At 65.7% G+C, this 25,997-nt stretch carries 22 protein-coding genes; 12 read left to right on the forward strand and 10 right to left on the reverse strand.

The annotated features are described in order from the left end of the window. Nucleotides 1-8 precede the first annotated feature (8 nt). Nucleotides 9-191: a hypothetical protein gene (locus ACLLJI_RS13305; protein WP_434612979.1), complete on the reverse strand. Its 183-nt coding sequence runs from the start codon at nucleotides 189-191 to the stop codon at nucleotides 9-11. Between the two features lie 312 nt (nucleotides 192-503). Between ACLLJI_RS13305 and ACLLJI_RS13310 the strand changes: the two genes are divergently transcribed. The 8 genes from ACLLJI_RS13310 to ACLLJI_RS13345 all read left to right on the forward strand — a co-directional run bounded on the left by ACLLJI_RS13310 (nucleotide 504) and on the right by ACLLJI_RS13345 (nucleotide 12,252). Further along, entirely contained in the window at nucleotides 504-1,175 is a 672-nt protein-coding gene (locus ACLLJI_RS13310; RefSeq protein ID WP_434612981.1) for a fasciclin domain-containing protein, read from the forward strand. A gap of 430 nt (nucleotides 1,176-1,605) precedes the next feature. Continuing rightward, nucleotides 1,606-3,285: an ABC transporter substrate-binding protein gene (locus tag ACLLJI_RS13315; protein WP_434612984.1), complete on the forward strand. Its 1,680-nt coding sequence runs from the start codon at nucleotides 1,606-1,608 to the stop codon at nucleotides 3,283-3,285. Nucleotides 3,286-3,402: 117 nt separating this feature from the next. Next, complete coding sequence (locus ACLLJI_RS13320; protein WP_434612987.1) at nucleotides 3,403-4,932, forward strand: malate:quinone oxidoreductase; 1,530 nt, start codon at nucleotides 3,403-3,405, stop codon at nucleotides 4,930-4,932. Between the two features lie 55 nt (nucleotides 4,933-4,987). After that, nucleotides 4,988-8,230 (forward strand): efflux RND transporter permease subunit, encoded by a 3,243-nt coding sequence (locus tag ACLLJI_RS13325; protein ID WP_434612990.1) that lies wholly within the window; start codon nucleotides 4,988-4,990, stop codon nucleotides 8,228-8,230. A gap of 128 nt (nucleotides 8,231-8,358) precedes the next feature. After that, nucleotides 8,359-9,309 carry a hypothetical protein gene (locus ACLLJI_RS13330; protein ID WP_434612993.1) on the forward strand — a complete coding sequence of 317 codons (951 nt, stop codon included), beginning with the start codon at nucleotides 8,359-8,361 and terminating at the stop codon, nucleotides 9,307-9,309. Nucleotides 9,310-9,556: 247 nt separating this feature from the next. Then, nucleotides 9,557-10,771, forward strand: coding sequence for an LLM class flavin-dependent oxidoreductase (locus ACLLJI_RS13335; RefSeq protein WP_434612996.1), 1,215 nt, complete (start codon nucleotides 9,557-9,559; stop codon nucleotides 10,769-10,771). Further along, entirely contained in the window at nucleotides 10,768-11,226 is a 459-nt protein-coding gene (locus ACLLJI_RS13340; protein WP_434612999.1) for a MarR family winged helix-turn-helix transcriptional regulator, read from the forward strand. The genes ACLLJI_RS13335 and ACLLJI_RS13340 overlap by 4 nt, the downstream gene beginning before the upstream one ends. Nucleotides 11,227-11,334: 108 nt before the next feature. Then, a complete protein-coding gene (locus ACLLJI_RS13345) occupies nucleotides 11,335-12,252 on the forward strand; it encodes an oxidoreductase (RefSeq protein WP_434613002.1) in 918 nt (305 codons plus the stop codon). On the opposite strand, the gene ACLLJI_RS13350 is transcribed toward ACLLJI_RS13345, so the two are convergent. From ACLLJI_RS13350 to ACLLJI_RS13360, 3 genes are all read right to left on the reverse strand, one after another. Next, entirely contained in the window at nucleotides 12,215-13,606 is a 1,392-nt protein-coding gene (locus ACLLJI_RS13350; RefSeq protein WP_434613005.1) for an MFS transporter, read from the reverse strand. The two genes, ACLLJI_RS13345 and ACLLJI_RS13350, sit on opposite strands and share 38 nt — an antisense overlap. Nucleotides 13,607-13,608: 2 nt before the next feature. Next, nucleotides 13,609-14,163 (reverse strand): winged helix-turn-helix domain-containing protein, encoded by a 555-nt coding sequence (locus ACLLJI_RS13355; protein ID WP_434613008.1) that lies wholly within the window; start codon nucleotides 14,161-14,163, stop codon nucleotides 13,609-13,611. Nucleotides 14,164-14,262: 99 nt separating this feature from the next. Then, nucleotides 14,263-15,102, reverse strand: coding sequence for a hypothetical protein (locus ACLLJI_RS13360; protein ID WP_434613011.1), 840 nt, complete (start codon nucleotides 15,100-15,102; stop codon nucleotides 14,263-14,265). 171 nt (nucleotides 15,103-15,273) lie between these two features. Here ACLLJI_RS13360 and ACLLJI_RS13365 point away from each other — a divergent pair, with 171 nt between their 5' ends. From ACLLJI_RS13365 to ACLLJI_RS13380, 4 genes are all read left to right on the forward strand, one after another. Then, nucleotides 15,274-16,224 carry an alpha/beta fold hydrolase gene (locus ACLLJI_RS13365; protein ID WP_434613014.1) on the forward strand — a complete coding sequence of 317 codons (951 nt, stop codon included), beginning with the start codon at nucleotides 15,274-15,276 and terminating at the stop codon, nucleotides 16,222-16,224. Nucleotides 16,225-16,472: 248 nt separating this feature from the next. Beyond that, the gene (locus tag ACLLJI_RS13370; protein ID WP_434621520.1) at nucleotides 16,473-17,129 is read left to right on the forward strand and encodes a DUF1684 domain-containing protein; all 657 of its coding nucleotides are present in this window, start codon (nucleotides 16,473-16,475) and stop codon (nucleotides 17,127-17,129) included. A 134-nt stretch (nucleotides 17,130-17,263) separates the two neighbouring features. After that, nucleotides 17,264-18,196 carry a fumarylacetoacetate hydrolase family protein gene (locus ACLLJI_RS13375; protein ID WP_434613017.1) on the forward strand — a complete coding sequence of 311 codons (933 nt, stop codon included), beginning with the start codon at nucleotides 17,264-17,266 and terminating at the stop codon, nucleotides 18,194-18,196. 93 nt (nucleotides 18,197-18,289) lie between these two features. Further along, a complete protein-coding gene (locus ACLLJI_RS13380) occupies nucleotides 18,290-18,808 on the forward strand; it encodes a GtrA family protein (RefSeq protein WP_283560357.1) in 519 nt (172 codons plus the stop codon). 47 nt (nucleotides 18,809-18,855) lie between these two features. On the opposite strand, the gene ACLLJI_RS13385 is transcribed toward ACLLJI_RS13380, so the two are convergent. The 6 genes from ACLLJI_RS13385 to ACLLJI_RS13410 form a co-directional block, all read right to left on the reverse strand. After that, a complete protein-coding gene (locus tag ACLLJI_RS13385; protein WP_434613021.1) occupies nucleotides 18,856-20,070 on the reverse strand; it encodes a cysteine desulfurase family protein in 1,215 nt (404 codons plus the stop codon). Nucleotides 20,071-20,077: 7 nt separating this feature from the next. Then, nucleotides 20,078-21,052: a carboxylating nicotinate-nucleotide diphosphorylase gene (gene nadC, locus ACLLJI_RS13390; RefSeq protein ID WP_434613024.1), complete on the reverse strand. Its 975-nt coding sequence runs from the start codon at nucleotides 21,050-21,052 to the stop codon at nucleotides 20,078-20,080. Beyond that, entirely contained in the window at nucleotides 21,049-23,073 is a 2,025-nt protein-coding gene (locus ACLLJI_RS13395; protein WP_434613026.1) for an L-aspartate oxidase, read from the reverse strand. The genes nadC and ACLLJI_RS13395 overlap by 4 nt, the downstream gene beginning before the upstream one ends. After that, nucleotides 23,070-24,395, reverse strand: coding sequence for a quinolinate synthase NadA (gene nadA / locus ACLLJI_RS13400; protein WP_434613029.1), 1,326 nt, complete (start codon nucleotides 24,393-24,395; stop codon nucleotides 23,070-23,072). Before nadA ends, ACLLJI_RS13395 begins: the two co-directional genes overlap by 4 nt. A 76-nt stretch (nucleotides 24,396-24,471) precedes the next feature. Next, nucleotides 24,472-25,329, reverse strand: coding sequence for an NUDIX hydrolase (locus ACLLJI_RS13405; RefSeq protein WP_434621523.1), 858 nt, complete (start codon nucleotides 25,327-25,329; stop codon nucleotides 24,472-24,474). 187 nt (nucleotides 25,330-25,516) lie between these two features. Beyond that, the gene (locus tag ACLLJI_RS13410) at nucleotides 25,517-25,990 is read right to left on the reverse strand and encodes an Lrp/AsnC family transcriptional regulator (protein ID WP_434613032.1); all 474 of its coding nucleotides are present in this window, start codon (nucleotides 25,988-25,990) and stop codon (nucleotides 25,517-25,519) included. Nucleotides 25,991-25,997 lie beyond the last annotated feature (7 nt).

A 25,997-nucleotide genomic window follows, 5' to 3' on the forward strand; every position in this document is an offset into this window, starting at 1 on the left:
GCGCCGGGCTATCTGAAGGTGAAGGAGAAGGCCTGCAGCCCCAGGGGTGCAGCCCGGCGCGCTGCTTGGGCTTTTATCCTGGCTTCTTTCGCGGTGCGGTCCTGCACGGCGGTCGCGGCGGACGCCGCCGTGGAAGAGCCGGCGCCGCTCCGCTCCCGGGCGCTCTGGACACCGCCGGAAAAGAAGATCACCGGCAGCACCGGCAAAATGCACGGCGATATGCCGGTAATCAGGCCCCGACCAGGCCGATGAGCGCTAGCTGAACCATCCGTTCCTCCAGGGATTGACCGCCTGTCCGCACGGCGCGGCACGGGCCGGGCCTGGGCGGGCGGCTGTAAGCAATTCGCAACCGCAGCCCGCCGAGCTTGGCGGGCAGGGCGGGAAAAGAAAACTTCCAGCAGCACCCATCCGGCCGTTCGCAACCTCCGAATACCAAGTGAGACCCCGACCACACGGCGAGTGCTGAATACCCGGACCATCGACTGACCTACAGGAGTATTGCCATGGCACTGAAGAAGCGCACCTCAGTCGCTTTCCTCTCGCTGACCGCCGTGTCCATGCTGGCCCTGTCGGCCTGTGGCGGCAGCACCGCCGCATCAGGGGCGTCAGGTGCGGCCGGGTCCGGCTCCTTGGGCATGACGTCGTCGGCCGCGAGGTCCGGCTCGATGACCACGGCAAATCCGGCCGCCGATCTGGTTGGTCCGGGCTGCGCTGCCTACGCCGCACAGGTTCCCACCGGGGCCGGCTCCGTCAACGGCATGACCGCTGATCCAGTCGCCGTCGCGGCCTCCAACAATCCACTGCTGACCACGCTGACCGCCGCCGTCTCCGGCAAGCTCAACCCCAAGGTTGATCTGGTCAGCACGCTCGATGGTTCCGAGTTCACCGTCTTCGCCCCAGTGGACTCCGCGTTCGCCAAGCTCGATCCGGCCACACTGGAGTCGTTGAAGACCAACGACGCGACGCTGAGCAAGATCCTCACCTACCACGTGCTGCCCGGGCAGATCACCCCGGACAAGCTGTCCGGCGAGCACAAGACGGTGGAAGGCGGCACGGTGACGGTGACCGGAAGCAAGGATGATTTGAAGATCGACGGCGCCAACGTGATCTGCGGCGGCGTCCACACAGCCAATGCCACGGTCTACCTGATCGATTCGGTGCTCTCACCGAAGTAAAGCTCCCCGACCGGCTGCTCAGAACCGGCAGGGGGAAAGCGGGCGGGCGTTCGGACTGCCGAGTCCGGCGCCCACTCGTCCTGTACCCGGCGCGGGGAAAGCGGGCCGGTGTCCGGACCGACGAGTCCGGACACCTGCTCGGCCTGCGCCCGGTTTTGCGGGGAAAGCGGGCGGGTGTCCGGACCGACGGGTCCGGGCGCCCGCTCGTCCTGCGCCCGGTTCCGCTGGTACAGCGGAACGATCCGGGAGATTGCCGGGCACCAGCTGGGAATCGGCTAACGATCCGGTAACCGCCCCCGCAATTGCCGTGCCGCCGCCCGGGACCGTGCCGGATGGTCAACTAGACTGGAAAGTTCTGCGGACATACCTTCGCAGTCTTGTAGGTGTTGCCGGACAACAGGGGCGCGCCGGGAACGGGTCAGTGCCGAAAATGTTGGGTCAGGAAGTGGTGTCTGTAGTGCGTCGGAAGGCTCCTTTGCGGACAGCGGTGAAGACAGCAGCGGCCCTGCTGGCCCTCTCCCTCTCGGCCTGCACGGCGCAGCCGGCACCGGCACCCTCCAGCAGCGCCCCGGCGGCAATGGCGACCTTCAATTTCGGCACCGGCGCCGATCCGATGGGGCTGGATCCGGCGCTGGAATTGGATTCCGAGTCCTTCCGGGTAACCCGGCAGGTGCTGGAAGGTCTGGTCACCGTGGATGCCACCACCGGAGCACCGGCACCGAGCCTGGCGACCAGCTGGCAGGAACTTCAGGACGGCCTGGCCTACTCCTTCAAACTCCGACAGAACGTGACCTTCCAGGACGGCACAGCACTTGACGCCGCCGCGGTCTGCACCAATTTCAACAGATGGTTCACGCTGCCCGCGGCCCTCCGCGGCGGCGGCAACAGCACCGCCTTCAAGCAGATTTTCAATGCCTTCTCGGATGACGCGAAGAATTCCGTGTTCAAAAGCTGCACCGCCGCGGGCCCGTCCGACGTCACGATCGAGCTCAACTCGCGGCTGAGCGGCTTCGTGCAGGCCATGACGCTGCCTTCCTTTGCCATCTCGTCGCCCGCGGCCCTGACCTCCATGACTGCGGACACTCTCACCGCCTCGGTCTCCGGGCACCCGGTCTCCGCCTACGGTCAGCATCCGGTCGGGACGGGTCCGTTCCGGTTCACCTCGTGGCAAAACGGCAAGGTCACGCTCAGCGCGAATCAGAACTACTGGGGCACCAAGGGCGAGATTGGCGTCCTCAACTTCATCACCTACGACCAGCCGCAGATCCGGCTGCAGGCGCTCGAAGACGGCACCATTGACGGCTACGACCCGGTGACCCCGGGCGATTTTGACGCGCTGGTCAAAAACGGCGAGCAGATCCTGCAGCGCGATCCGTTTTCGGTGATGTACCTGGGCATCAACCAGGCGATGCCGGTGATGGCGGACGTCAAAGTCCGTCAGGCAATTGCCACCGCGATCGACAAGCAGAGCCTCATCAAGGCGTTCTTCATTGACGGCAGCCAGGCGACGTCCCAGTTCATCCCGCCCAAGCTCAGCGGCTTCAACAATGCGGTGACCGGTTACGGCTACGACCAGGACAAGGCCCGTAAGCTGCTCGCCGAGTCGAGCTACAAGGGCGAGCCCATCACGTTCTACTACCCGACAAATGTCACGCGCACCTACCTCCCCACCCCGGAGAAGGTGTACGCCGAAATCGCCCGCCAGCTCACGGCCGTCGGCTTTAACATCAAGCCGGTGCCCGTTCCATGGTCTGACGACTATCTGGGCAAGGTCACCGGCCCCGGCGACCACGCGCTGGACCTGATGGGCTGGAACGGCGGCTATGCTGACCCGGACAATTTTGTGGGTCCGCTTTTCGGAACCCCAAACGGCGAATTCGGCTCCCATGACCCGCAGCTGATCAGCAAGATTGACCGCGCCCGGATGTTGCCCAACGGACCGGACCGCAACGACGCTTACCAGTCCGTCAACACGCAGATTGTGCAGACCGTTCCCGCGGTGCCGATCGCCTTTCCGATCTCGGCGGTGGCCCTGTCCAACAAGGTGGCAACGTATCCCGTCAGCCCGGTGCTCAATGAGGTGTTTAATCAGATCAAACTGGCCAAATAGCATCCGCCGGACCCACCGGGCTCCGACCGGGCAGCGACGCTGAGCGCTCAATTTCAGCAACCACTCCCCGGCGCGATACGCTTCAAACGCCAGGACCGCCGCTACCGGAGATGGACCGTGACTTTCATTTCAGAGACTCAAGACGCTGACGTTGTTCTCATCGGAGGCGGCATCATGAGCAGCACCCTCGGGGTATTGCTCAAACAACTCGAACCCGGCTGGAAGATCGCGCTCTTTGAGCGCCTCGACCGCGCGGGCACGGAAAGTTCCGACCCGTGGAACAATGCGGGCACCGGCCACTCCGCCCTGTGCGAGCTGAATTACACGCCGCAGGCCACGGACGGCTCGGTGGATCCGGCCAAGGCCATTGGCATCAACGAGCAGTTCCAGCTCTCCCGCCAGTTCTGGTCACATCTGGTGACCAACTCGATGATCGGCTCGCCGCGGAAGTTCATCAACACGGTCCCGCACATGAGCTTCGTCACCGGCGAGGATAATGTGAAGTTCCTGCGCACCCGTTACGAAGCCCTCAAGCCGAATCCGCTGTTTTCCAGCCTGCAGTACAGCGAGGATCATGCGGAGATTGCCGGCTGGGCCCCGCTGGTCATGAAGGGCCGGCCCGCCGGGCAGAAACTTGCCGCCACGCGCGCCGCCGAGGGCACCGACGTCGACTTCGGCACGCTCACCCGCGACCTGGTCGGATACCTTTCCGAGAACGACGTCGAGGTCAACTACGGCACGGACGTCACTGACGTCCACCGCGGCAGCGACGGCCGCTGGGACATTTCGCTCAAGCACCCATCCTCCGGCGAGCACGGGAAAATCAGGGCGAAGTTCGTTTTCATCGGCGGCGGCGGCGGCGCCCTGCAGCTGTTGCAGGCCTCCGGCATCCCGCAGGGCAAGGGCTTCGGCGGCTTTCCCGTGTCCGGACAGTTTTTCCGCTGCACCGATCAGGAGATTGTCTCCCAGCTAAGCGCCAAGGTCTACGGCCAAGCGTCGGTGGGGGCACCGCCGATGTCCGTGCCGCACCTGGACACCCGCTATGTCAACGGACAGCGCTCCCTGATGTTCGGCCCGTACGCCGGCTTCTCCACCAAATTCCTCAAGACCAGCTCGCTGCTGGACCTGCCGCTGTCCATCCGGCCCTCCAACCTGGTGCCAATGCTCGCCGTCGGCAAGGACAACCTTTCCCTGGTCAAGTACCTGGTCTCCGAGGTGGTCAAGAACCGGTCGTCGAAGGTGGAGGCGCTGCAGGAGTACTTCCCGACGGCCGACGGCGGCGACTGGGAACTGATTACCGCCGGCCAGCGTGTACAGATCATCAAGAAGGACGCCAAGAAGGGCGGCGTGCTGCAGTTCGGCACCGAGGTCATCACCTCGGCGGACGGCTCGATCAGCGCCCTGCTCGGTGCCTCCCCGGGCGCCTCCACCGCCGTACCAATCATGCTGGAGCTGCTGCAGCGGTGTTTCCCGCGTAAGTTCAAGCTGGAATGGCAGGATTCGCTGCGGGACATGATGCCCACGCTGGGCACCAAGCTCAACGAGAATCCCGAACTGGCGGCCGACACGATGGCCAGGACGGCCGCGGCCCTGCAGCTGGATGCCCCGAGCCTGGATCCGCAGACATTGGACACGCAAGGCGCCTGACTTGCGCGGCATGGTTCCCTCCGGCGAAACAGGCCTGGACACATCGGAGTACTGAATGTTCCGCTTGGCTCAGCTCTCGCTCGGCAACCGGGCACTGATCGCGCTGATCACGATCTTCGCCGTCGTTTTCGGCGTGATTACGCTCGGCTCGCTGAAGCAGGAACTCATTCCCTCGATCGAGTTCCCGCAGATCACCGTGATCACGTCCATGCCCGGGTCCTCCCCTGAGGTGGTGGACAAGCAGATCAGCGAGCCACTGGAGACCGCGCTGAACGCCGTCGAGGGCCTGGAATCCAGCACCTCGGTGTCGCGCAACGGTGTGTCCAGCATCAATCTGGCCTTCGCCTACGGCACCAACATGGACCGGGCGCGGAACCAGATCGACAGGGCCATCTCCAACTCCCGGCAGATACTGCCGGATAAGGCCGAACCGCAGGCCATCGCCGGGAACATCAGCGATTTTCCGATCGTCTTCCTGGCAGTGTCCTCGGATAAGTCACTCAGCGAGCTGAATTCGGACCTGCAGCGGCTGGTGGTGCCCAAATTTCTCAAAATCGACGGCGTCCGCGGCGCCGATGTGACCGGCGCCAACTCCCAGCACATCGCGATCCTGCCGGAGCCGGGGAAACTCACGGCTGCCGGCATTCCGGTGACGGCGATCAGCGACGCGTTGAAAAACAACGGCACGCTGGTGCCTGCCGGGACGCTGACCGAGGACGGGAAATCCCTGTCCGTGCAGATCGGCAGCCCGGTTGACTCCCTGGATGCGATCAAATCCCTGCCGCTGGCCGGGCCCAAAGGTGCTGCAGCTCCAGCCGCCGGTGCGGCCACTGGAGGTGCCCCGGCCACGGGCACTCCGGTGACCATTGGCGCCGTCGCCAGCGTTGCCCTGGCCGATGACACCACCACGTCCATCACGCGCACCAACGGCAAACCGACGCTGGCCCTGTCCGTGACCAAGAAGCCGGCGGCGGACACGGTGTCGGTGTCGCACCAGATTCAGGCGCAGCTGCCGGAACTGCAGGCCTCGCTCGGTGCCAACGCGAAGTTCACCACGGTGCTGGACCAGGCCCCCTTCATTGAAAAATCGATCAGGGACCTCGCCACCGAGGGGCTGCTGGGACTGGCCTTCGCCGTCGTCGTTATTCTGCTTTTCCTGCTGTCCGTTCGCTCCACGCTGGTGACGGCGATCTCCATCCCGCTGTCGCTGCTGATCACCTTTATCGGGTTGCGGGCGACCGGATATTCGCTCAATATCCTCACCCTGGGCGCGCTGACGATAGCGATCGGGCGGGTGGTGGATGACTCGATTGTGGTGATTGAGAACATCAAACGGCACCTGAGCTATGGGGAGGACAAGCAGACAGCGATCATGGCCGCGATCCGCGAGGTGGCCGGGGCCGTGACCGCGTCCACGCTGACCACGGTGGCGGTGTTCCTGCCGATCGCGTTTGTCGGCAGCATCGCCGGGGAGCTGTTCCGGCCGTTTGCGCTCACCGTCACGATCGCCCTGCTCGCGTCGCTGGCCGTCTCGCTGACGATCGTGCCGGTGCTGGCGTACTGGTTCCTGAAGTCTCCGGCCGTGGCGCACGACGACGGCGGCGCGCTGAGCGGGAAGGCCCTGCTGGCGGTGGTGGAGGACAAGGAACGCAAGAGCCCGCTGCAGCGCGGGTACCTGCCGATTCTGACGACGACGCAAAAGCACCCGGTGATCACGCTGGTGGCCGGCGGCATCATTCTGCTGGCGACCCTGGCGATGACACCGCTGTTGCCGACCAATCTGCTGGGCAACAGCGGCCAGAACAGCCTCTCGGTTACGCAGAAGCTGCCGCCGGGCACCAGCCTTGCCGGCACCTCCGATGCTGCCGGGAAGGTGGAAGATGCGCTCAAGGGCATCACCGGGATCAAGGACGTCCAGGTCACCATCGGCAACGCGACCGGCGGTTTCAGCGCCCTTTTTTCCGCCGGCGCTTCCAGTGCTTCTTTTCAGGTGGTCACGGACGAAAAAGCCGATCAGACCGAATTGATGGACACCGTCCGGAACCGGCTGAAGGAGATTACCGATGCCGGGACGGTCAGCGTCGGCTCTTCCTCGGGGGGCTTCGGAACCTCCAATACGGTGGACATCAATATCAAGGCCTCCAGCTCCACTGATCTGAAGACCGCCAGCGACAAGACCGCAGCGGCCATGGCCGGCCTGCCGGGCGCCGGCGAGATCGCCGCCAACCTCTCCACCTCGCAGCCGGTGGTCCAGGTCAGTGTGGACCGGGCCAAGGCGGTGGCCGCGGGGCTCAATGAACAGCAGGTGGCCGGTGTCCTGGCTTCCACCCTTTCGCCGCTGCCGGGCGGGACCGTGCGGATCGATACCACGGACTACCAGGTGCAGATTGGGACCGGCACCGGGTTTGCGAGCATCGACCAGCTGCGCGCCGTGCAGCTGCCCACCGCCTCCGGTGCGGTGACCCTGGCCAGTGTGGCGACGGTGGAACAGGTTCAGGCGCCGGTCTCCATCACCAGTTCCAACGGCCAGCGCAGCGCCCGCGTGTCGATCACTCCCACGGGGAACAACCTCGGCACTCTCAGCGCGGACGTCAAAAACCGGCTTGCCGCCGTCGACCTTCCGGCCGGGGCAACCGCGGTGATCGGCGGCGCCACGACGCAGCAAACGGAGTCCTTCAACCAGCTCGGGCTGGCCCTGCTGGCGGCCATCGCCATTGTCTACATCATCATGGTGGCCGCCTTCAAATCGCTGATCCAGCCCTTGATCCTGCTGGTCTCCATTCCGTTCGCGGCCACCGGCGCCATCCTGCTGCTGCTCATTTCCGGGGTGCCGCTGGGCCTGCCGTCGCTGATCGGCATGCTCATGCTGGTGGGGATCGTGGTCACGAACGCGATTGTGCTCATCGACCTGATCAACCAGTACCGCAGACCCTCCGGCGACCGGGCGGCCATGAGCGTGGCCGACGCCATTGAGCACGGCGCGCGCCAGCGGTTGCGGCCGATCCTGATGACCGCGCTGGCCACGATTTTCGCGTTGACACCGATGGCGCTGGGGATCACGGGCGGGGGCGGGTTCATTTCGCAGCCGCTGGCCATAGTGGTAGTCGGCGGGCTGGTCTCGTCCACCGCGCTGACGCTGATCCTGGTGCCGGTGCTGTACCGTCTGGTGGAGGGCCGGCGCGAACGCCGGCAGCTGCTGGCGGACCGCCAACGCGTCCCCACGCCTGTGTCCCGCCCCGCGCAGGATCGACCCACCGGCGCCATCCCCACAGTCCACGGCCGACGCGCCGCCGGCTGACCCAACTGGGTCGCACTTATGGCACCCAAAAGACGTTTTGAGTGCAGGTGCTGCTACTCAGCTGGGTCGCGGGCGGGAAGACTGTGGATAACGGCCCGCAGACGCGCGGCGTTTGCCATGATAGGCCAATGCGCCCCGCCATTCCCCTTCCCGAGCCATTGGACACGGCTCCATTCACGATCGGGGATGCCTTGGGTGTCGGCGTCAGTTACGGCCGGCTGCGCAACACTCAGCTGGCCCGTCCCAGCCGCGGGATCCGGATTCCGGAGCACGACGGCGAAGACGGGCTTGCGCTGCTGGCCGCGCCACTGTCGCGCGTCACTGAGTTCTCCGCGGCCGCCCACGCGACAGCCTTCACGATCTGGGAATTCCCGGGATTTCTTCCGGGTGCAGACGGCCCGGACATCCATATTTCCCGGCCGGACACTGTGGCTGTGACACGGCGCCGCGGCGTCGTCGGGCATCGTGCGCAGTTCTTCGAGGACGAGGTCTGCCGTCTGAACGGCCTGAGAATCACCACCCGTGCGCGGACCTGGCTGGACGTCTCCCGAAAGATGAGCGTCGACGAGCTCACCGTCGTCGCCGATCACCTGGTCCGTATTCCGCGGCCGCAGTTTGAAGTCCGCTCCGAGCCCTACGCAACTCTCGCGGAGCTGGCCCAGATGCTGGATCGTCACAAGGGTACGCCGGGAATCCGCAAGGCCCGGCTGGCGCTGGAGCAGGCACGCCTCGGATCGGATTCCGCACCGGAAACCCGGCTGCGCCCCGCCATCGTCCGCGCAGGTCTTCCGGAGCCGGTCCTGAACGGCCGAGTGGACCTGGCCGACGGTGCCGGCCGGGAGCCGGATCTCTCGTTCCCCGAGTATCGGGTCGCGGCGGAATACGAGGGCGAGGGCCACTCCGATCCCGATCAGATCATCCGCGATATCAGCCGCGAGGAGGATTTCATCCGAGCGGACCGGATCCAGGTGTGGATTTCCAAACGGCACATGGTCAATGACGCAAAAACGGCCGTTGCCAAAATCCGCGCCGCCCTGCTGTCCCGCGGCTGGTCCCCGCGGTCCGGCCCAACTGAGTAGCAGCACCTGCACTCAAAACCCGGAATGGGTGCCATAAGTGCTACTCAGTTGGGAGGGTGGCGTGCCGCGCCGCGGGCTGATTGCTTCCCGTAGTGATTCCTTCCCGGCTTTATTGCTTCCCGGACGCCCGCGGGGCACGATAGGTTCAGCCGGGAACAATAGCGGGACGCGTCGTGTTATTGGGTATATTAGATGCAAACGTATATAAATCCGGAACGGCTCCCGGCCCGGATTGAGAGGACCACCCGTGCAGATCGGCATATTCAGCGTTGGAGACATCACCACAGATCCAACGAACGGCTCCACGCCCACGGAGCATGAGCGCATCAAGGCGATCACCACGATCGCCAAGCATGCCGAGGACGTGGGAATGGACGTCTTCGCCACCGGCGAGCACCACAACCCGCCGTTCTACCCCAGCTCCCCCACAACCATCCTCGGATACGTGGCCGGGCAGACCAAGCGCATCATTCTCTCCACGGCCACCACGCTGATCACCACCAATGACCCGGTGAAAATCGCCGAGGACTTCGCCATGCTCCAGCACCTCGCGGACGGCCGCGTCGATCTGGTGCTCGGCCGCGGCAACACCGCTCCCGTCTACCCGTGGTTCGGTAAGAACATGCAGGACAGTGTGGAGCTCACCGTCGAGAATTACTCGCTGCTGCGCCGGCTCTGGGACGAGGAGGTCGTGAACTGGCAGGGCAAGCACCGGACGCCGTTGCACGGCTTTACCGCCACGCCCGGCCCGCTCGACGGCGTCGCCCCCTTTGTTTGGCACGGGTCCATCCGCACGCCTGAAGTGGCCGAAATCGCCGCCTACTACGGAGACGGCTTCTTCGCCAACAACATCTTCTGGCCCAAGGAGCACTATCAGCAGCTGATCGGCCTCTACCGGGAACGCTACGAACATTACGGGCACGGCCAGGCCGACCAGGCCATCGTGGGGCTCGGCGGCCAGTTCTTCATCCGCCGGAATTCCCAGGAAGCGGTGCGCGAGTTCCGCCCGTACTTCGACAATGCGCCGGTCTACGGACATGGCCCATCCATGGAGGACTTCACCTCGCAGACGCCGCTGACCGTGGGCAGCCCGCAGGAGCTCATCGACAAGACGCTGACCTTCCGGGAGTTCTACGGTGACTACCAACGCCAGCTGTTCCTCGTTGATCATGCAGGTTTGCCGCTGAAAACAGTGCTGGAGCAACTGGACCTCTTCGGTTCCGATGTGCTGCCGACACTGCGCCAGGAGTTCGCGGCGCGGAAGCCCGAGCATGTTCCGGACGGTCCCACCTTCGCCGGCCGCAAGGCCGCACTGGCCGCCCGCACCGCCGCCGCCTTGAAGGCTGCCGCGGCGCAGACCAAGGACCCGGCGGGAACCGGGCCGGCATCAATCGCCGGAGAGTACGCGGTGGCGGCCCGGGAGGTGCTGCCGGACCGGCCCACGGATCAGGGAACCACATGAGCTCCCCGGAGGCCCACCGGCGCTTGGCCGCCGACGCCTGGGAGTCACTGTTCCGGGCGCAGGTGAGTGTGATCCGCAGGCTGCAAGCGGACCCGGCACTGAAACGGGTGAACATACGTGAATATGATGTGCTGTTCAATTTGTCCCGCTGCTCGTCCGGCTGGCTCCGGCTCAATGAACTCAACGACCATGTCCTGCTCAGCCAGCCGAGCATCAGCAGGATGGTCGACAGACTGGAGCGGCAGGGCCTCGTCCAGCGCAAGACTGTGGAAGAGGACCGCCGCGGGGTGCTGATCGGACTGACCGATGAGGGCCGGAAGCTGCAGCGGGAGATCGGCCGTGAACACGTCCGCGATATCGACCGGCTGGTGGGGTCGGGCTTGTCCGACGACGAGCTGACGCAACTGAAGATGCTGACGGACAAGCTCCGCAGCTCCGTGACAGGACTCCGCTAGCAGACCCAACGCCGCCCGGCACGCCGGTCACCCGCCGGTCACCGCCGGCGCACCCCGCCGGCTGACAGACCACCACTGACGGGGGTCGCCAACAGGAAAGAGCACACAGTGAACGGATTCCGCGCCGACAGCATGGCGGATCAGAGCGGGCGGCGGGTGGTCATCACCGGAGCCAACAGCGGCCTCGGATTCGAGGCCAGCCTGGCCTTCGCCGCCAAAGGCGCCCGTGTGACGCTGGCCTGCCGGAATCCCGAACGGGGCGAGACCGCCCTGGCCCGCCTCCGCGAGGCCACCGGCTCCACCGTCTGTGACGTCCGCCCGCTGGATTTGGCCAGTCTAGACTCCGTCCGCGAATTCGCCGCCGGCTGGTCCGACCCGCTGGATGTGCTGATCAACAACGCCGGACTGATGGCCACCGCCCGGGCGACGACGGCGGACGGCTTTGAACAGCAGCTCGGCATCAACCATCTGGGCCACTTCGCCCTGAACGGCCTGCTGCTGCCGGCCCTGCGGGAGGCAGCCGCACCCCGCGTCGTCGTCGTCTCCAGCCTTGCGCACAAGCGCGGAGCGATCAATTTCGACGATCTGATGAGTCTGAGCAGATACCGCCGCTGGCGCGCCTACAGCCAGAGCAAAATCGCCAACCTGTATTTCGCGATGGAATTCGCCCGCCGTCTTGACGCCCGCGGCGAGCCCCTGGTGGTCGCCGCGGCACATCCGGGGTTGGCCAACACCAACCTCCCCGCCAGCATGGGACGAACCGGCATGGGCATGATGACCAGTGTTTTCATGCGGCTGATGGCCCAGCCCGGCCAGTGGGGCGTGCTGCCGGTGCTCTACGCCGCCGCCGCGCCCGACGTGTCCAACGGCGACTTCTACGGCCCGAACGGCCCGGGCGAATCCCGCGGTGACGTCACCATGGTGGCTCCGGCGGCGCGGGTTGCCGACCTGCTGGTGGCACGCCGGCTCTGGGATGTCAGCGAACAGCTCACCGGCGTGACGTTCGCCGATCTGCCACCGGTCTGACGCTTTCCAGGTTTGGCCCGCCGCAGTGTGCCTTCCGCTCCTCCCATTCCGCGCCGGCCTTACGGCTCTTCTCCTTGACTGCACTCTTCGCCTTCACGAGGAACAGCGGCGCGGCCATGGCAAGCACAACGCCTGCGGCGACCAAGGCGAGCCCGGTCGAGGCTCCAGTTGCCAGCAAACCAAGGACGACGGCGCCGACGGATCCGGCCGGCTGGGCGGCCATCGATGCCAGCGACAGCGCAGTGGCACGGTGTCGGCTTCCCACCTGATCGTGCAGCAGCGTCTCATAAATGGCACCGGCCGCGGTATGAACGGCATAGGTGGCGAAAAACGCGATGATGAGGCCAATCGGGCCGGCCGCAAGGCCCATGGCAATCACGGTGCCCCCTTGGACGATCCGCAGTGCCACCGACACCGTCACCATGGACAACCGCCGGAGCAGCAATGGCACGGTTAGTGCCCCGGCGGCCGAGATCCCCCACGCCGCCGCCGATACCGGTCCCATCACGGAACCGGCCAGGTCAGGACCGGAGAGAACCTCGGAGAGCCGTATCGGCATGAGCGTCTCGAAACCAATCATGCCGAAGCCCCAGAACACTTCCACGGCGACCAACGCCCTCAGTACCGGAGAACGCCACATCAACCTGGCGCCATCGGCGATGGTTCTCGGCGTCGCCTTCACAGAACCAAGCAGCCGGCCGACGCGGGCGGAACGGTCCTCGTTCATTAAAAGCATTGTCACCGTGATCTGCACCAGGGTCAGCGCGGCGGCAAGCCAGATCGGGACGGCAAGCCTGTCCATCGACGGGAACGGGTTCCACGCCACGATGCCCCCGGTCAGCACCGCCCCGGCAGCGATCGAAAGTCCGGTGATGGTGCCCGCCCCGGAGAGACCTTTCGCCACAGACTTTCCCCTGCCGCCGCCGATCCCGCCGTCGTCCCCCTTCCCGGCGGCCCCGCCGCCGAGCCCGCGGCCGTCGTTCATCCCGGTGTCGATCATCTCGTCGACGTACCAGGCATTGAGCGGCCCGCTGTCCAATGCGCGGAAGACTCCAGTCAGGCCAGAGGCCAGCGCAAACCACAGCACCGAGTCGGCGAGGGCAAACATGACGTAGGAGGCGAGGGCAACAACGGCCGAGGCGATGAATACCGGCTTGCGGCCCATCGCGTCGGCGAACCCTCCCGTGGGCAGCTCAAGGCACAGCACTACAATCCCCTGCACGGCGAACGCCGCGCCAAGCTCGGCGATGCTCAGGCCGCGGTCCAGTGGCAGCAAGGCATGGACCGGGATGATCAATCCGGTGGGCAGCCAGCGAAGGGCGCTCAGAGTCCAGAAGCGGCTGCGGAGATTCATGGCTATTTCCGCGGCAGGGCGGCCACGTGCAAAGCGACTGACATGGCATCGCCAGCCGTCGACTCCCGCTCGCGGTAACTTTCGATCAAGTCCCCGATGCCCGAGAGAAGTTCATCAGTGTCGGTGCTGGTGAGTTTTAGGAGGTAATCGCTCACCCCGAGAGTAGACCGCCACCGCGTGCTGAGTTCACGGTGCAGGTATTCGTTCGCGTTGCCCATGAAATATTCGACGGCGTAGCCAACGGTTGATTGCATCAATTGACGGCCGGCCTCGTCCCCGGCGAACTTCTCACTGCGGACCTCGGTTAGGTCGTGGAGGGCTTTCCATCGGCGTTCGCGCTTGGAAGGCTGATCATCGCAGTCACCCACGAATCCGAAGCGCTCCAGTTGGCGCAAATGATAAGAGGTGGAGCCGCTGGATTCCCCGAAGCGCCGGCCGAGTTCCGACGCCGTGGCCGGACCATCCTCGCGCAGTGCACCGAGCAATTTCATACGCAAGGGATTCGCGATGGCGCGGAGGGTGTCGAGGTCTTCAACGATCTTATGCGTGTAGGCCATAGTTCACAGCATAGACCGCAAAGAATCCTTTGCAAAGGCTTCTTTGCGGTGGCGACTGACACCCGGGTCAACCCCAACCAAACGGACCGGAGCCGGCAGCTACGCCATAATTTTCAGCGATGTGATCATGCGCCGCACGTTCTGGAACCGACTGCTGAGCATGTGCTTTTCCGCCTCCGCGATGGTGTCAAACGTGTCGATGCCTGGGCTGCCGGTGCTGGAGAACTGGAGTACATCGCCAAACATATAGTTCCCGAGGCCGGGTCCGCTGACCGTGTTGTAGATCAGGCAGGCCTGCCCGTCCGCGCCCGCGGAGTGATCCGTGATCCCGTACGACGCGTAAAACTTGGTGCTGCCCTGAAGCAGCCGGTAGACAAAGCGCGGCGGGACCGCCTGTGCATCGTCGGCTCCGGAGGGAATGTTCACCGGCACGCTCGCCAGCACGGTGTATGGCCGCAAGGGCAGGCCGCCGCAGGCGCCGCCCAGCCCCGTCATGCCGGTCGCCAGTGTGGCCACCTGCCCGCCGTCTGCATCCTTGACCGCGATGTTCTTGGCACCCGCGCTCGGACCATCGGCCAACTGCTGGACCGTCCAGTCCTGCGGCACCTCGAAGCTGATCCTGTGCGCGCTGTCCGTATAAGTTTTCCACGCTGCGGCGGTGGGTTCCGCGCTTGGCCGGGCGGCGCTGTCGGTTCCGGCCGTGTCCGCGCTTGACGCGGAAGCAGAGGTCGACGACGGCGGGCCGCCGGCGGACGCCGCACCGGCCGTGGGTCCGGCGCTGGGGCCGGTAAGGCTTGCGGACGCGGAGGAAACCGGCGCAGGCGAGGAGCCACGCGCAGTTCCGCCGTTGGCACAGCCGCTCAGCCCCGCGGCCAGCAGCACAGCCAGCGCCGTCGCCGCGCCGGCCGTGCCCCGGACAATTCCCTGGCGTGCGCTCATCGTCTCTCCCCCGTCGAGTGGACCTGGTAGCCACATCCTAGCCCCGCGCACGGCTCCCACGACGCGATGAACTGCTGATAAAACGCCGCGCCCATGGACAAGCGCCGCATGCCCGGCACTCCAATCCGACGGACGCCCGGCGACGAACGACTGATGGACCCAAGGAGCACCGTGAGCACATTTACTTCCGCCGCATCGATCGACGCCGCCGCCGTCCTGCACCGCCGCGTCTTTCCTACCGGACTGGGCCCGGTGGCTGTGCGGTATTCGCCCGCGGTGGCCCGGGCGGATCGGGGGAATGCTACGGCGGACGTGTACCTGCACGGGGCGGCCGGTTCCTGGACCACCTTTATCCCGCTACTGGCCGCATCCGCGACGGCTGGAAACGGACATCCGGGGGAAGGGAATCCCGGGGACGAACGACACTCGGTGCTGATGGACCTGCCCGGCTGGGGCGAATCGACGCACGGAACGAGCGCCGCATCGCTGACCATGGCGACCATGGCTGAGGCGGTGACAGGTATTCTCTGGACCCTCGGCTACCGGCACTGGAACCTGATCGGTCACTCGATGGGTGCCTTCCTGGCGCTGGAAATCGCGGCCGCCGAGCCAAAGCGGACGGCCAGCGTTGCTGTCATTTCCGGCGCAACGTTCAGCGTGGCGACGGCCGCGGCTCACCCGCTCCCGGGCCTGCTGCGCTTCCCAGCGTTCACCGCCATGCTGCTGTTGATGCGCGCCATGGCCGCCTGTGGACCGGTCGGAGAATTCCTGGTCCGCCGCACGGGTCGGAGCCCACTGATGCGTCCCCTGATGTCACCCTTCTTCTCCCATCCGCACGTCATTGACGGTACCGTTATCACGGCGCTGGGCGAGGACGCACGTCCGGCTGCCTTTGCCGCGGCCGCGAGGGCCGCAGCCGGATACGACTTCAGCCGGTGGCGCGGCATCACGGCACCCGTACTGGCGGTGCGCGGCCTCCGGGACGTGTTCACGCCGCCGTCGGATCTGGTCCGGCTGGCGGAACTGGTGCCGCACGTCCGGCTGGTGACGATTCCTGGCTGCGGGCACTTTGCCCCCATCGAGCAGCCTGGATTTCTTGCCGGGCTGCTGGCGCAGTATTGAGCCGCGAAGGCCGCCGAGGCGAAGTCATGGGCGGAAAGCCACCGGCGCTTGCCGCAGTCAGCGATATTCCGGGCGAATACGCCTACGGATCGCTGACGTAGGCTGACGGCATGGGACAGACCTCGGAGCACGCAGACGGCAATATAAAGCGGTCGGAAACGGCAACGGCGAAACGCGCAGAAGCGGGGGAAGCGGCCAACGGTTCGCCGGAAGCCGCCGCCGAGGACCACCTCGAAGCAGCGGCCGCCGTGGACCCCACCCAAGAGTCCGCGGCAGCAGACCGGCTGCAATCAGCTGCGGCCGTGCTGGACTGGCGGTTGCAGACCTTCGCGCTCTACGCCGAGGTCCGTGCCGCCGCTGCAGCGTCTCCGGCCAAGGCACACATCCTCTGGCGTGAACGGCGGGACGCCATGTTCGCCGACCATCCGGCGTCGGCGCTGAACGCGGTAAGGAAAGAGACTTTTACCGGGCTGCCGGTTGCCCCGTATGACCCGGCCTTCCGCTTCGAGTGCGGGCTGACGACGGAGGGTGCCGGTCAGGAAATGACCATCAGCACCGGCACGGACGGAGCGGTCCCCTTCGTCCGGCTCGGCGCCTTGGAGATACCGGGGATCGGCGCACTGGCGGCTTGGAAACTGAACAGCTACGGTGGCGGCATCTTCATCCCCTTCAGGGACACGACCGCCGGACAGGACGGAGGCAGCTATGGCGCCGGCCGATATCTGCTGGACACGATCAAGGGCGCCTACCTGGGGCGGGCCGGGAACCACTTCATCATTGATTTCAATTTCGCCTACAATCCCTCCTGCGCCTACGACGAGGCTTGGGCATGCCCGCTGCCCGGCCCGGACAACCGGCTCGGGACCGCAGTCACGGTCGGCGAAATGTACTCCCCCATCGACTGAGCAACAGCTGCTCCTCTAAGGCTTGTTTCGAGTTCATACGGTTACCTTTGCTCGCTCCGTTGCGCCGTCTTGGAGGCATTGCCGGGGATCGAGCCGGCTAAGGGAGGACATCCCCAAGGAGGTAGGATGTCTTCATGACGACCCCGACTCCCTTCCGCGTTGCCCGCGTCCGTCCGCTCGATGGTCCGGCAGCCGCTGGGCATGGCAACGCCGCTGAACCCGCTGCGCCGCAGAGCGCAGCACCCGCAGTACCGCACAACCCAGTACCCGCTGCCGCCGTTGGCGCGAGCTCCGAGCAGTTCTTCGTCGTCAACTCCGCGGCGGATTTCGGCAGTGATGACGGCAGGGTATGGGAAATCGTTGACACGCCCTTTCCCGCTTCGCCCGCGAACCAGAACAGCCCCCAGCGCGGACGGTGGACCGTCGGGGGCGCCGTCGACCAGTCGGAATTCACCTTCCTGGCTCCGTGCGCGCCGGCCAATGTCTTCGGAATGGCCCACAACACCGGCGCCCCGGGACGTGCGTTGCCGCCGCAGGCCTTCCACAAGGCCGCCACCAGCGTGATCGGACCGGGCGACGCAATCGTCCTTAGCCCCACCGTCGGTTACGTTGACCCGGAAGCCGAACTGACCGTCGTCGTCGGACGCAGCAGCCGCAACCTGACACTGGGCAACGCGCGCGAGGCTGTGCTCGGCTTCACTATCGGCAACGACGTCTCGGCCCGCGACCTGCAGAAATCCGACGAACTGTGGATCAGCGCCAAAAGCCAAGACACCTTCACGCCGCTCGGCCCATGGATTGTGGTCAACCTGGACGATGCCGATGCCGCGATCTCGATTGTGCATAACAACACCGCGCTCGCGGCCGCCAGCACCAAGGATCTGGGCTGGAGCGTCGACGAGATCCTGGTCTATCTGAGCTCCTTCATGACGCTGCACCCCGGCGACGTCATTCTGACGGGATTCCCGGCCGAATGCCGGCAGATTCAGCCCGGTGACACGGTGGTCTGCCGGATCACGGGGATCGGCGAACTCACCAACCCGGTCCGGTCGTTGGTGGCGGAGTAGCGCTTTTCGGACGGACCTCGGACACAACCGGTCACAGCTGAGCAACAGGGGATTCTTGGTTATGGCCCGGTTACGTGGAAGAGTCTAAGTACTATGTCGATGCGAATTCCTGCCGAGCCGACCGAGGCGCGCCCGGGGAGCAGACCCGCGGAGCGCGGGGCTGATGTCTTCGCGGCGCCGGAAAGGCCTTCAGCGAAGCGGCCCAGGGCCATCTGGCAGCAGATGGGCGGCTTCCTTGTGGTAGGTGCGATCTGCACGCTCGCATCGGTCGCCATATTCGCCCTGCTGCGGCCGGCCGCTGGGGTGCAGTGGGCTAATCTGATCTCCCTCGTTCTGACCTCGGTCCTGAACACGGAGTTGAACCGCAGGCACAGCTTCGGCATCACCGACCGTGCCCGCTGGTTCGGCGACCACCGGCGCGGATTGTGGGTGATGCTGCTGGCGCTGGGCCTGACCAGCGGCAGTCTCTGGCTGCTGCATGCCTTGGCGCCGGACGCTTCGTTCGTGGATGAACTGCTCGTGATCACGGCCGCCAATGTTCTGGCCGCCACCACCCGGTTCCTGCTGCTGCGGTACTGGATCTTCCGCCGGGTCCGCCGACCCGCTTCCTGACCGGACCGTGCGGGATCGCCAGCTGTTCCCGGCGGAGGGCCCGTTCGTCAGCGGCTGCCAGGCTGCAGCCGACCGATGGTTTCCAGAGCGCCGACGACGGCGTCCCCGGCCGTGCGCAGCTCGGCCTCCGTGATTGCGCTGCTGAAGCTGAAACGGACCGCTGTCTGGGCTACTTCGCTGCGGATCCCCAACGCTGTCAGCACGGCCGAGGGTTCGTCCGAACCCGCGGCACAGGCCGATCCGCTGGAGCACAGGATGGACCGGCGCTCCAGTTCCAGCAGCACGGATTCCCCGCTGGTTCCCGGAAAACAGAACGATGCAACCGAGGGCAGCCGTTCGGTCCGGTGGCCGGTCAGCACGGATCCGGGAATGCGGTGTCGAATGTCCGCGATGAAGGCCTCGCGGAGGGCGGCGACACGTGCCGCTGCAGCGGGGCGCTCGGCCTCGGCCAGCCGAAGCGCCGCCGCGAAAGCCACCGCAAATGCAACATTTTCGGTGCCGGAACGCGCTCCGCGTTCCTGACCGCCGCCGTGCAGCAGCGGCTCGGCGTGGACCCGCCCGCGCAGGTAGAGGACCCCGGAACCCTTCGGTGCCCCCAGTTTGTGCCCGGACATACTGAGCGCGTCGACTCCCAACAGCCCGGGCTTAATCGGCAGCCAGCCAGCCGCCTGGACGGCGTCGGTATGGAACGGCACCTCGGCCGCCCGTGCCACGGCTGCCAGCTCCGCGATCGGCTGCACGGTACCGATCTCGTTGTTCGCGTACATGACGCTGGCCAAGGCCACATCGATTCCGGTGTCGTGGCTGTGGGCGCCACGTACGCCAGTGGCACCGTCCCCGCCACCCAGCAGCGAGGCGAAGACCGCCGGATCCACCCGCCCATCGGCGTCCACCGGAACAACGTCGACAGAGAATCCGTGGCAGCGCTGCAGATAGGCGGCGGATTCCTGCACCGCAGGATGCTCGACGGCGCTGATCAGCACCCGCCGTCGCGCCGGTTCCGCGGCATGGCGGGCCAGCGCGATGCCCTTGACCGCCAGATTGTCAGCTTCGGTGCCGCCTGCGGTGAATATCACTTCGCCGGGCAGGCAGCCGAGCAGGGAGGCAACCTCTTCCCGCGCATCCGCCAGCGCCGCGGCCGCTGTCTCTCCCAGCCCATGATGGCTCGAAGGGTTCCCAAACTGGCCGGTAAGGTAAGGCCACATCGCCTCAATCGCTTCGCGCCGGACCGGCGTGGTGGCCGCCGCATCCAGGAAAATCATGCCGTCCCTACCCGTCCATGCCACTGGGGGCAGGGAGCCGGGGCTCTGGCCGGTTCACCGGGAGCCCGTTACTGCCTACGCTGCCCTTGCCATTGGCGCCCGGCTCGACATTGACGTTGATGTCCAGCCCCAGATCCAAGGCACGGACGCTGTGCGTGAGCGCGCCGACGGAAATGATGTCCACACCTGTGCGGGCGATCGCGGCGATCGTTGTGAGATTCACATTGCCGCTCGCCTCAACCAGCGCCCGCCCGGCCACTTGACGAACTCCGGCCTCCAGTTCATCGAGCGCGAAGTTGTCCAGCATGATGGTGTCCACTCCGACGGCCAACACCGGCTCGATTTGATCCTGCCGATCGACCTCCACCTCGAAATGTACCGTGTGAGGCAAGCGCGCCCGGACGCCGGAGAGCGCCTTGGTCAGCCCTCCCGGGTCCGTCCCGGTGAGCACCGCCAGGTGGTTATCCTTGGCAAGGACCGCGTCGGAGAGGGAAAAGCGGTGGTTGTGGCCCCCGCCGCAACGGACCGCATAGCGTTCCAGCACGCGCAGGCCCGGGGTCGTTTTCCGGGTGTCCGTCACCCGTGCCTTGGTTCCCTCCACCGCCCGGACGTACTCTGCCGTCGAGGTGGCAATCGCGCTCATCCGCTGGGTCAGGTTCAGCGCCACCCGTTCCGCGGTCAGCACCGCTTGGGCCAGCCCCGTGACCGTTGCCAGCCGGGCACCCGCTGCAAAGGCCTGCCCGTCGGCCACCAGGAGCTCAACCTCGGCGAATGGATCTGTCAGCCGCATGGCTGCCGCAAAAACGTCGCCACCGCTGAAGATGCCCGGTTCTCGGGCCACCAGAGAGGCCGTTGCCATGGCCCGCGCGGGCACCAAAGCCGCGGACGTGATGTCACCATAGGGCGCGTCCTCCTCCAGCGCTGCCTGCAGGATTTTCCGGACGGCCGGCTCGGGCAGAATTCCCGGGTCGATGGCATTCATAATTGCTCGCTTTCCTTGATCCTGACGTCATGCCCGGCGCCTGGGTCCGGCGCCTGTGACCCGCCTGTGCCAGAAACGTCCCAGTCATTTCGCCTCACCCAGAAAGCACGGGATGGCTTTTCCGGGCGTGCGGCGGCGTCTGCGCCCGAATGGTCACTGCGGAAATGCGCTCCTATGGATTCCGTTCGGTGTCCTGCGGCATGGACCAAGAGCCGGGACGCGGTGAGCAGATTCCAGCGCTCAAACTCCTGCTGGTCAGGCAATTTCGCGGGGTCCATGTGGACCGCTTTCCTCCCGGCCCTCCCAGGCTCCGCCGTTTCGAATTTCGCAGTCTGAGATCCCACTGGCACTGCTGCCCATGCGGCTAACGGTGCTGTTGCCGCCCAGCCGTCCAGCTGCTTGGCTGCAATGTCGAGACCGGCCCCGTCGCGGATAACCGACGCGCTGCGGGCCATCAACCGTCCCAGCTCGGCCACCTCGAAGTCGTATCCCGTTTCCGATCCTGCATGCAGCGCATGCAGTGATTGCAGTGCATGCACTGCAATCACTGTTTCGGAGCGGGTAGCCCCATCGTATGAACAGTCGATGGCCCTGGCGGCGATGCGTCCCCCAGCGAGGTCCGCCCCCGCTAGGCCGGAAGCCACGAAGTCGTCTTTACTGCCGGCCCCCGTGAAGTCGGAGGCTGTAAAGTCGGCCACCGCCCGCCGGGCGAAAACGAGCCCCTCCAGCAGGGAATTCGAGGCCAGCCGGTTCGCTCCATGGACACCGGTGCAGGCCACCTCCCCGGCTGCATAGAGTCCGGGCAGGGAGGTACGACCGAGCAGGTCCGTGGCCACACCGCCCATCCAGTAGTGTGCCGCCGGGATGACCGGAAGTAGCTCTCGGGTCCAGTCGAAACCAAGACGCCGTACGGCGGCGTCGATGGTGGGGAACCGCGAGGCCAGGTAGCCCGCGCCCCGCGTCGTCTCCACGACGGTCGCGTCCAGAAAAACAGTGGCATCCGGATCGGCACCAATGGCGGCCAGGTGCAGCGCGATGCTCCGGGACACTACATCCCGGGGCGCCAGCTCGGCGTCCGGGTGGTAGTCCGGCATGAACCGGTGTCCGGCGCTGTCCCGCAGCACTGCTCCCGCCCCCCGGACAGCCTCGGAGATCATAAAATTACCCGGAACCGCGAGCGCCGTGGGATGGAACTGAAAGAACTCGGTATCGGTAACCACCGCTCCGGCACGCCAGGCAGCAGCAAGACCGTCTCCGGTGGCAACAGAGGGATTGGTTGTGTATTCAAACATCCTGCCGGCGCCTCCGGTGGCGAGCAGCACGGCGCCGGCCTGCACCTGATGGGCCGCGCCGTCGTGAAGGTAGCTGACGCCGTCCACCCGGCCTCCCGTCGACGTCAGTTCCGTCATAAAGGCATGCTCCAACACGGCGATCCGGCCGGCACCCGGCCATGTCCCGCGCTCCTCCGCACAGTCGGAAAGCCTGCCACCTGCAAGACCGTGGCGGGGAAGCTCCCCGTCGTCGGCCGAACGTGCCAGCACGGCGCCGATCAGCGCCTGCGCGATAGCGGCCCCGGTGGCGTCACCACCGGCGTGCAGAATCCGTGCCGCGGAATGCGCCGCCTCCAGGCCCAGCGCACGGCCGCCGGAGGAAGCGTCGATGTCAAAGTTGACTCCGAAATTCTCCAGGCGGGCAATATCGTCCTTCGCCTCCGTGCACAGGATCCGCACGGCCTCCGGGTCACAATGCCCGGCGCCGGCCTTAAGCGTGTCCGCGATGTGCGCCTCCACCGAGTCCCCGGGGGCAGCGTCATTGGACCCGAGCACGGCGCAGATCCCGCCCTGCGCAAAGCGGGTATTGCTTTGCTCCAGCGCGCCCTTGGTGAGCAGGGTCACCATGTCACCTGCCTCCGCGGCCAGCAGGGCGCCGTAAAGCCCGGCGATGCCACTGCCGACGACGACGATCCGGCGCGCGGCCGCGCTCCCCGCTCCCCCAGCATTCCCCGCTCCCGAGGTGGTCACGGCTTCGCCGCCAGCATCCGCTCCAGTGCCACCCGTGCCGGCACCGCTATTGATTCCGGAACCGTGATCCGGTTGAGCACTTCCCCGCGCAGTAGCCCTTCCAGCACCCATGCCAGGTAGCCCGGGTGAATCCTGTACATGGTGGAGCAGGGACAGATCACCGGATCCAGGCAGAAAATGGTGTGCTCCGGATGCTGGGCCGCCAGCCGGTTGACCATATTGATCTCCGTGCCGATGGCGAATGTGCTGCCGGCCGGCGCCGCCCGGACAGCCTTGAGAATGTAGTCCGTGGAACCGGCCGCATCCGCGGCGTCGACCACCGGCATAGGGCATTCCGGGTGCACTATTACCTGGACGCCGGGGTAGTCGGACCGGGCCTTTTCGATCTGGCCGACGTTGAAGCGCTTGTGCACCGAGCAGAATCCGTGCCACAGAATCACGCGTGCGTCCCGCAGCGTCTGTTCATCGGTGCCGCCCCAGGGCTGGCGCGGGCTCCACATGGGCATCTTCTCCAGCGGCACGCCCATGGCCTTGGCGGTATTGCGCCCAAGATGCTGGTCCGGGAAAAACAAGACGCGCTGCCCGCGTTCAAATGCCCAGTCCAGCACGGTGGCCGCATTGGATGAGGTGCAGACGATGCCGCCATGTTCACCGCAAAAGGCTTTGAGTGCGGCGGAGGAATTCATGTAAGTCACCGGAATCACCGGAACCCGACCGCCGCCGTCGGGCTCTGTGCCGTAAAGCTCCTCAAGCCGCTCCCAGCAGGCTGTGACGGATTCGATGTCCGCCATGTCTGCCATCGAGCAGCCTGCGGCGAGGTTGGGCAAAATCACGGACTGGTGAGGGCCGGAAAGCATATCCGCGGTCTCCGCCATAAAGTGCACACCGCAGAAAACGATCGCCTCCGCAGCGGGCTTGGCCTTGGCCGCATTGGCCAGCTGGAAGGAATCCCCGACGAAATCGGCAAACCGGATAACCTCATCCCGCTGGTAGAAATGGCCCAAAATCACGACGCGTTCCCCGAGCTCCGCCTTGGCAGCCAAAATGCGGGCCTCCAGTTCGGCGTCGCTCGCGTCTTTGTATTCCTGCGGCAGCTGCCCCTGCCGGGGCGTCGCGGTAGGCGCCACGTCCGACGACGACGCGCCGGGTCCGTAGCCGGGCGTCCCGGCCAGCGCTTCGGCAAGATCAAACTCCCACGGGGCGGTGGCCAGATCCGGACCGCAGGTTGCGGCCGGGGCAACCGGCTGACCCGCGGCGTCCAGGGCCGGAACGGTCGCATCTTGGCGGGTGATGAGCGCAATTGCAGCATTGACTGATGACATCGGGGGCTTCCTTGGTCTGACGGATTTGAAGGGTTGAATCGCTCGAAGGGGTTGCAGGGGATGAAGTGGTTACGTGTCAGTGGATGGGATCCACGACGGTGTGTGCACCCACAGCGGCAGGAGCCACGGCGTCTGATCCGTCGGTCCCTGATGCGGCGCCGTCTGGTCCGGTTGTCCCTGTTACGGCGGCGTCTGGTCCGGCGGCGTCTGGTCCGGCGGCGTCTGGTCCGGCGGCGTCTGATCGGTCTGCGCCGGTATAGCGGTAGAGCCGGGGCGGCCGGTGCTTGCCGCCTTGCAGGTATTCCCCGGTGGCTTCGATCTGCGGATCCGCCGTGAGCTGCCGTCGGAAATTGGCCGGATCCAGGGTGCGGTCCAGCACGGCCTCATACACCTCGCGAATCTGTGCCAGCGTAAATTTCTCCCCGAGCAGGTGGTAGGCAATCGTGCCGTAGGTCATTTTGTTGCGCAGCCGCCAGAGCGCATAGTCGACAATCTCGTTGTGATCGAAGGCCAGTGGTTCCAGCTGATCGGCACGGAACCATTTCACGTTAATGGATTCCTCCGCCAGTGCCGCCTCGGTGGGCTGGACCAAAGCCCAATAAACAATTGAAACGACGCGTTGGCTCGGGGAGCGGTGCAGGCCGCCGAAGGCGTAGAGCTGTTCCAGATACTGCGGCACCAGGCGCGTGGTCTCCTGCAGACTCCGCGCCGCCGCGCCCTGCAGCGACTCCCGTTGCGTCAGCGGGCCACCGGGAAGAGCCCAGCGGCCCCGGAAAGGTTCGCGGATCCGTCTCACCAGCGGAAGCCACAGGGTGGGACGACCCGATGATTCACTGGGGCGCAGTGCGAAGATGACGGTTGAAATGGCGAGCGAGGGAGGCTGCTCCAGGCGTTCGGAGACGTTCGCGGAGATCAGAAAATCCGGAGGTACCATGATGCTCACCGCCTCCGCCGGAAGCCGGCAGTTAGTTAAAGTCTTTTTGACCTGAACTAAGTTTACGGCCGGAAACGCGGAAATCAAAACGGAAATCAAAACAAGGTCACGAACGAGCCCGCTTCCGGCGAGCATCTGAGGCGACCATATCGCGGCACCATCGGGGGAGCCACGCAGCGCCGGCGCTTCAGATCGTTTCCGCGGCGGCTTCCAGCAGCGGCAGGGTCCGGCCCTGGAAATGGGTGTTGAGCACCATGACCGATGCGGAGCGGCGCACCGATTTGGTGGCGATCATGGCGTCCAGCACCCGCTGCAGGTCCGAGTTGGAGCGGGCCGCCACTCTGGTCATCAGATCGCTGCCGCCTGACACAGTGTGGATCTCCAGGATTTCCGGAATCGTCGCCAGAGCCGCCACGACGGCGTCGTGCCCCAAATCCTGGTTGATGGTCAGCGAACAGAACGCCACGACCGGAAAGCCGAAGGCAGCGGGGTCGGGCTGCGGCGCCCAGATGCCGATCACGCCCGTTTCCAGCATCCGGTCCAGCCGCGACTGCACTGTGGCCCGCGCTACCTTCAGGACGCGGGAAGCCTCCAGCACGGAAATCCGGGGTGAATCCGTAAAAAGACGCACAATTTTGGCATCCAAAGCGTCAATGCCCATCACAAAC

The sequence above is a fragment of the Arthrobacter sp. A5 genome (assembly GCF_051131705.1).
Lineage (GTDB): Bacteria > Actinomycetota > Actinomycetes > Actinomycetales > Micrococcaceae > Arthrobacter_M.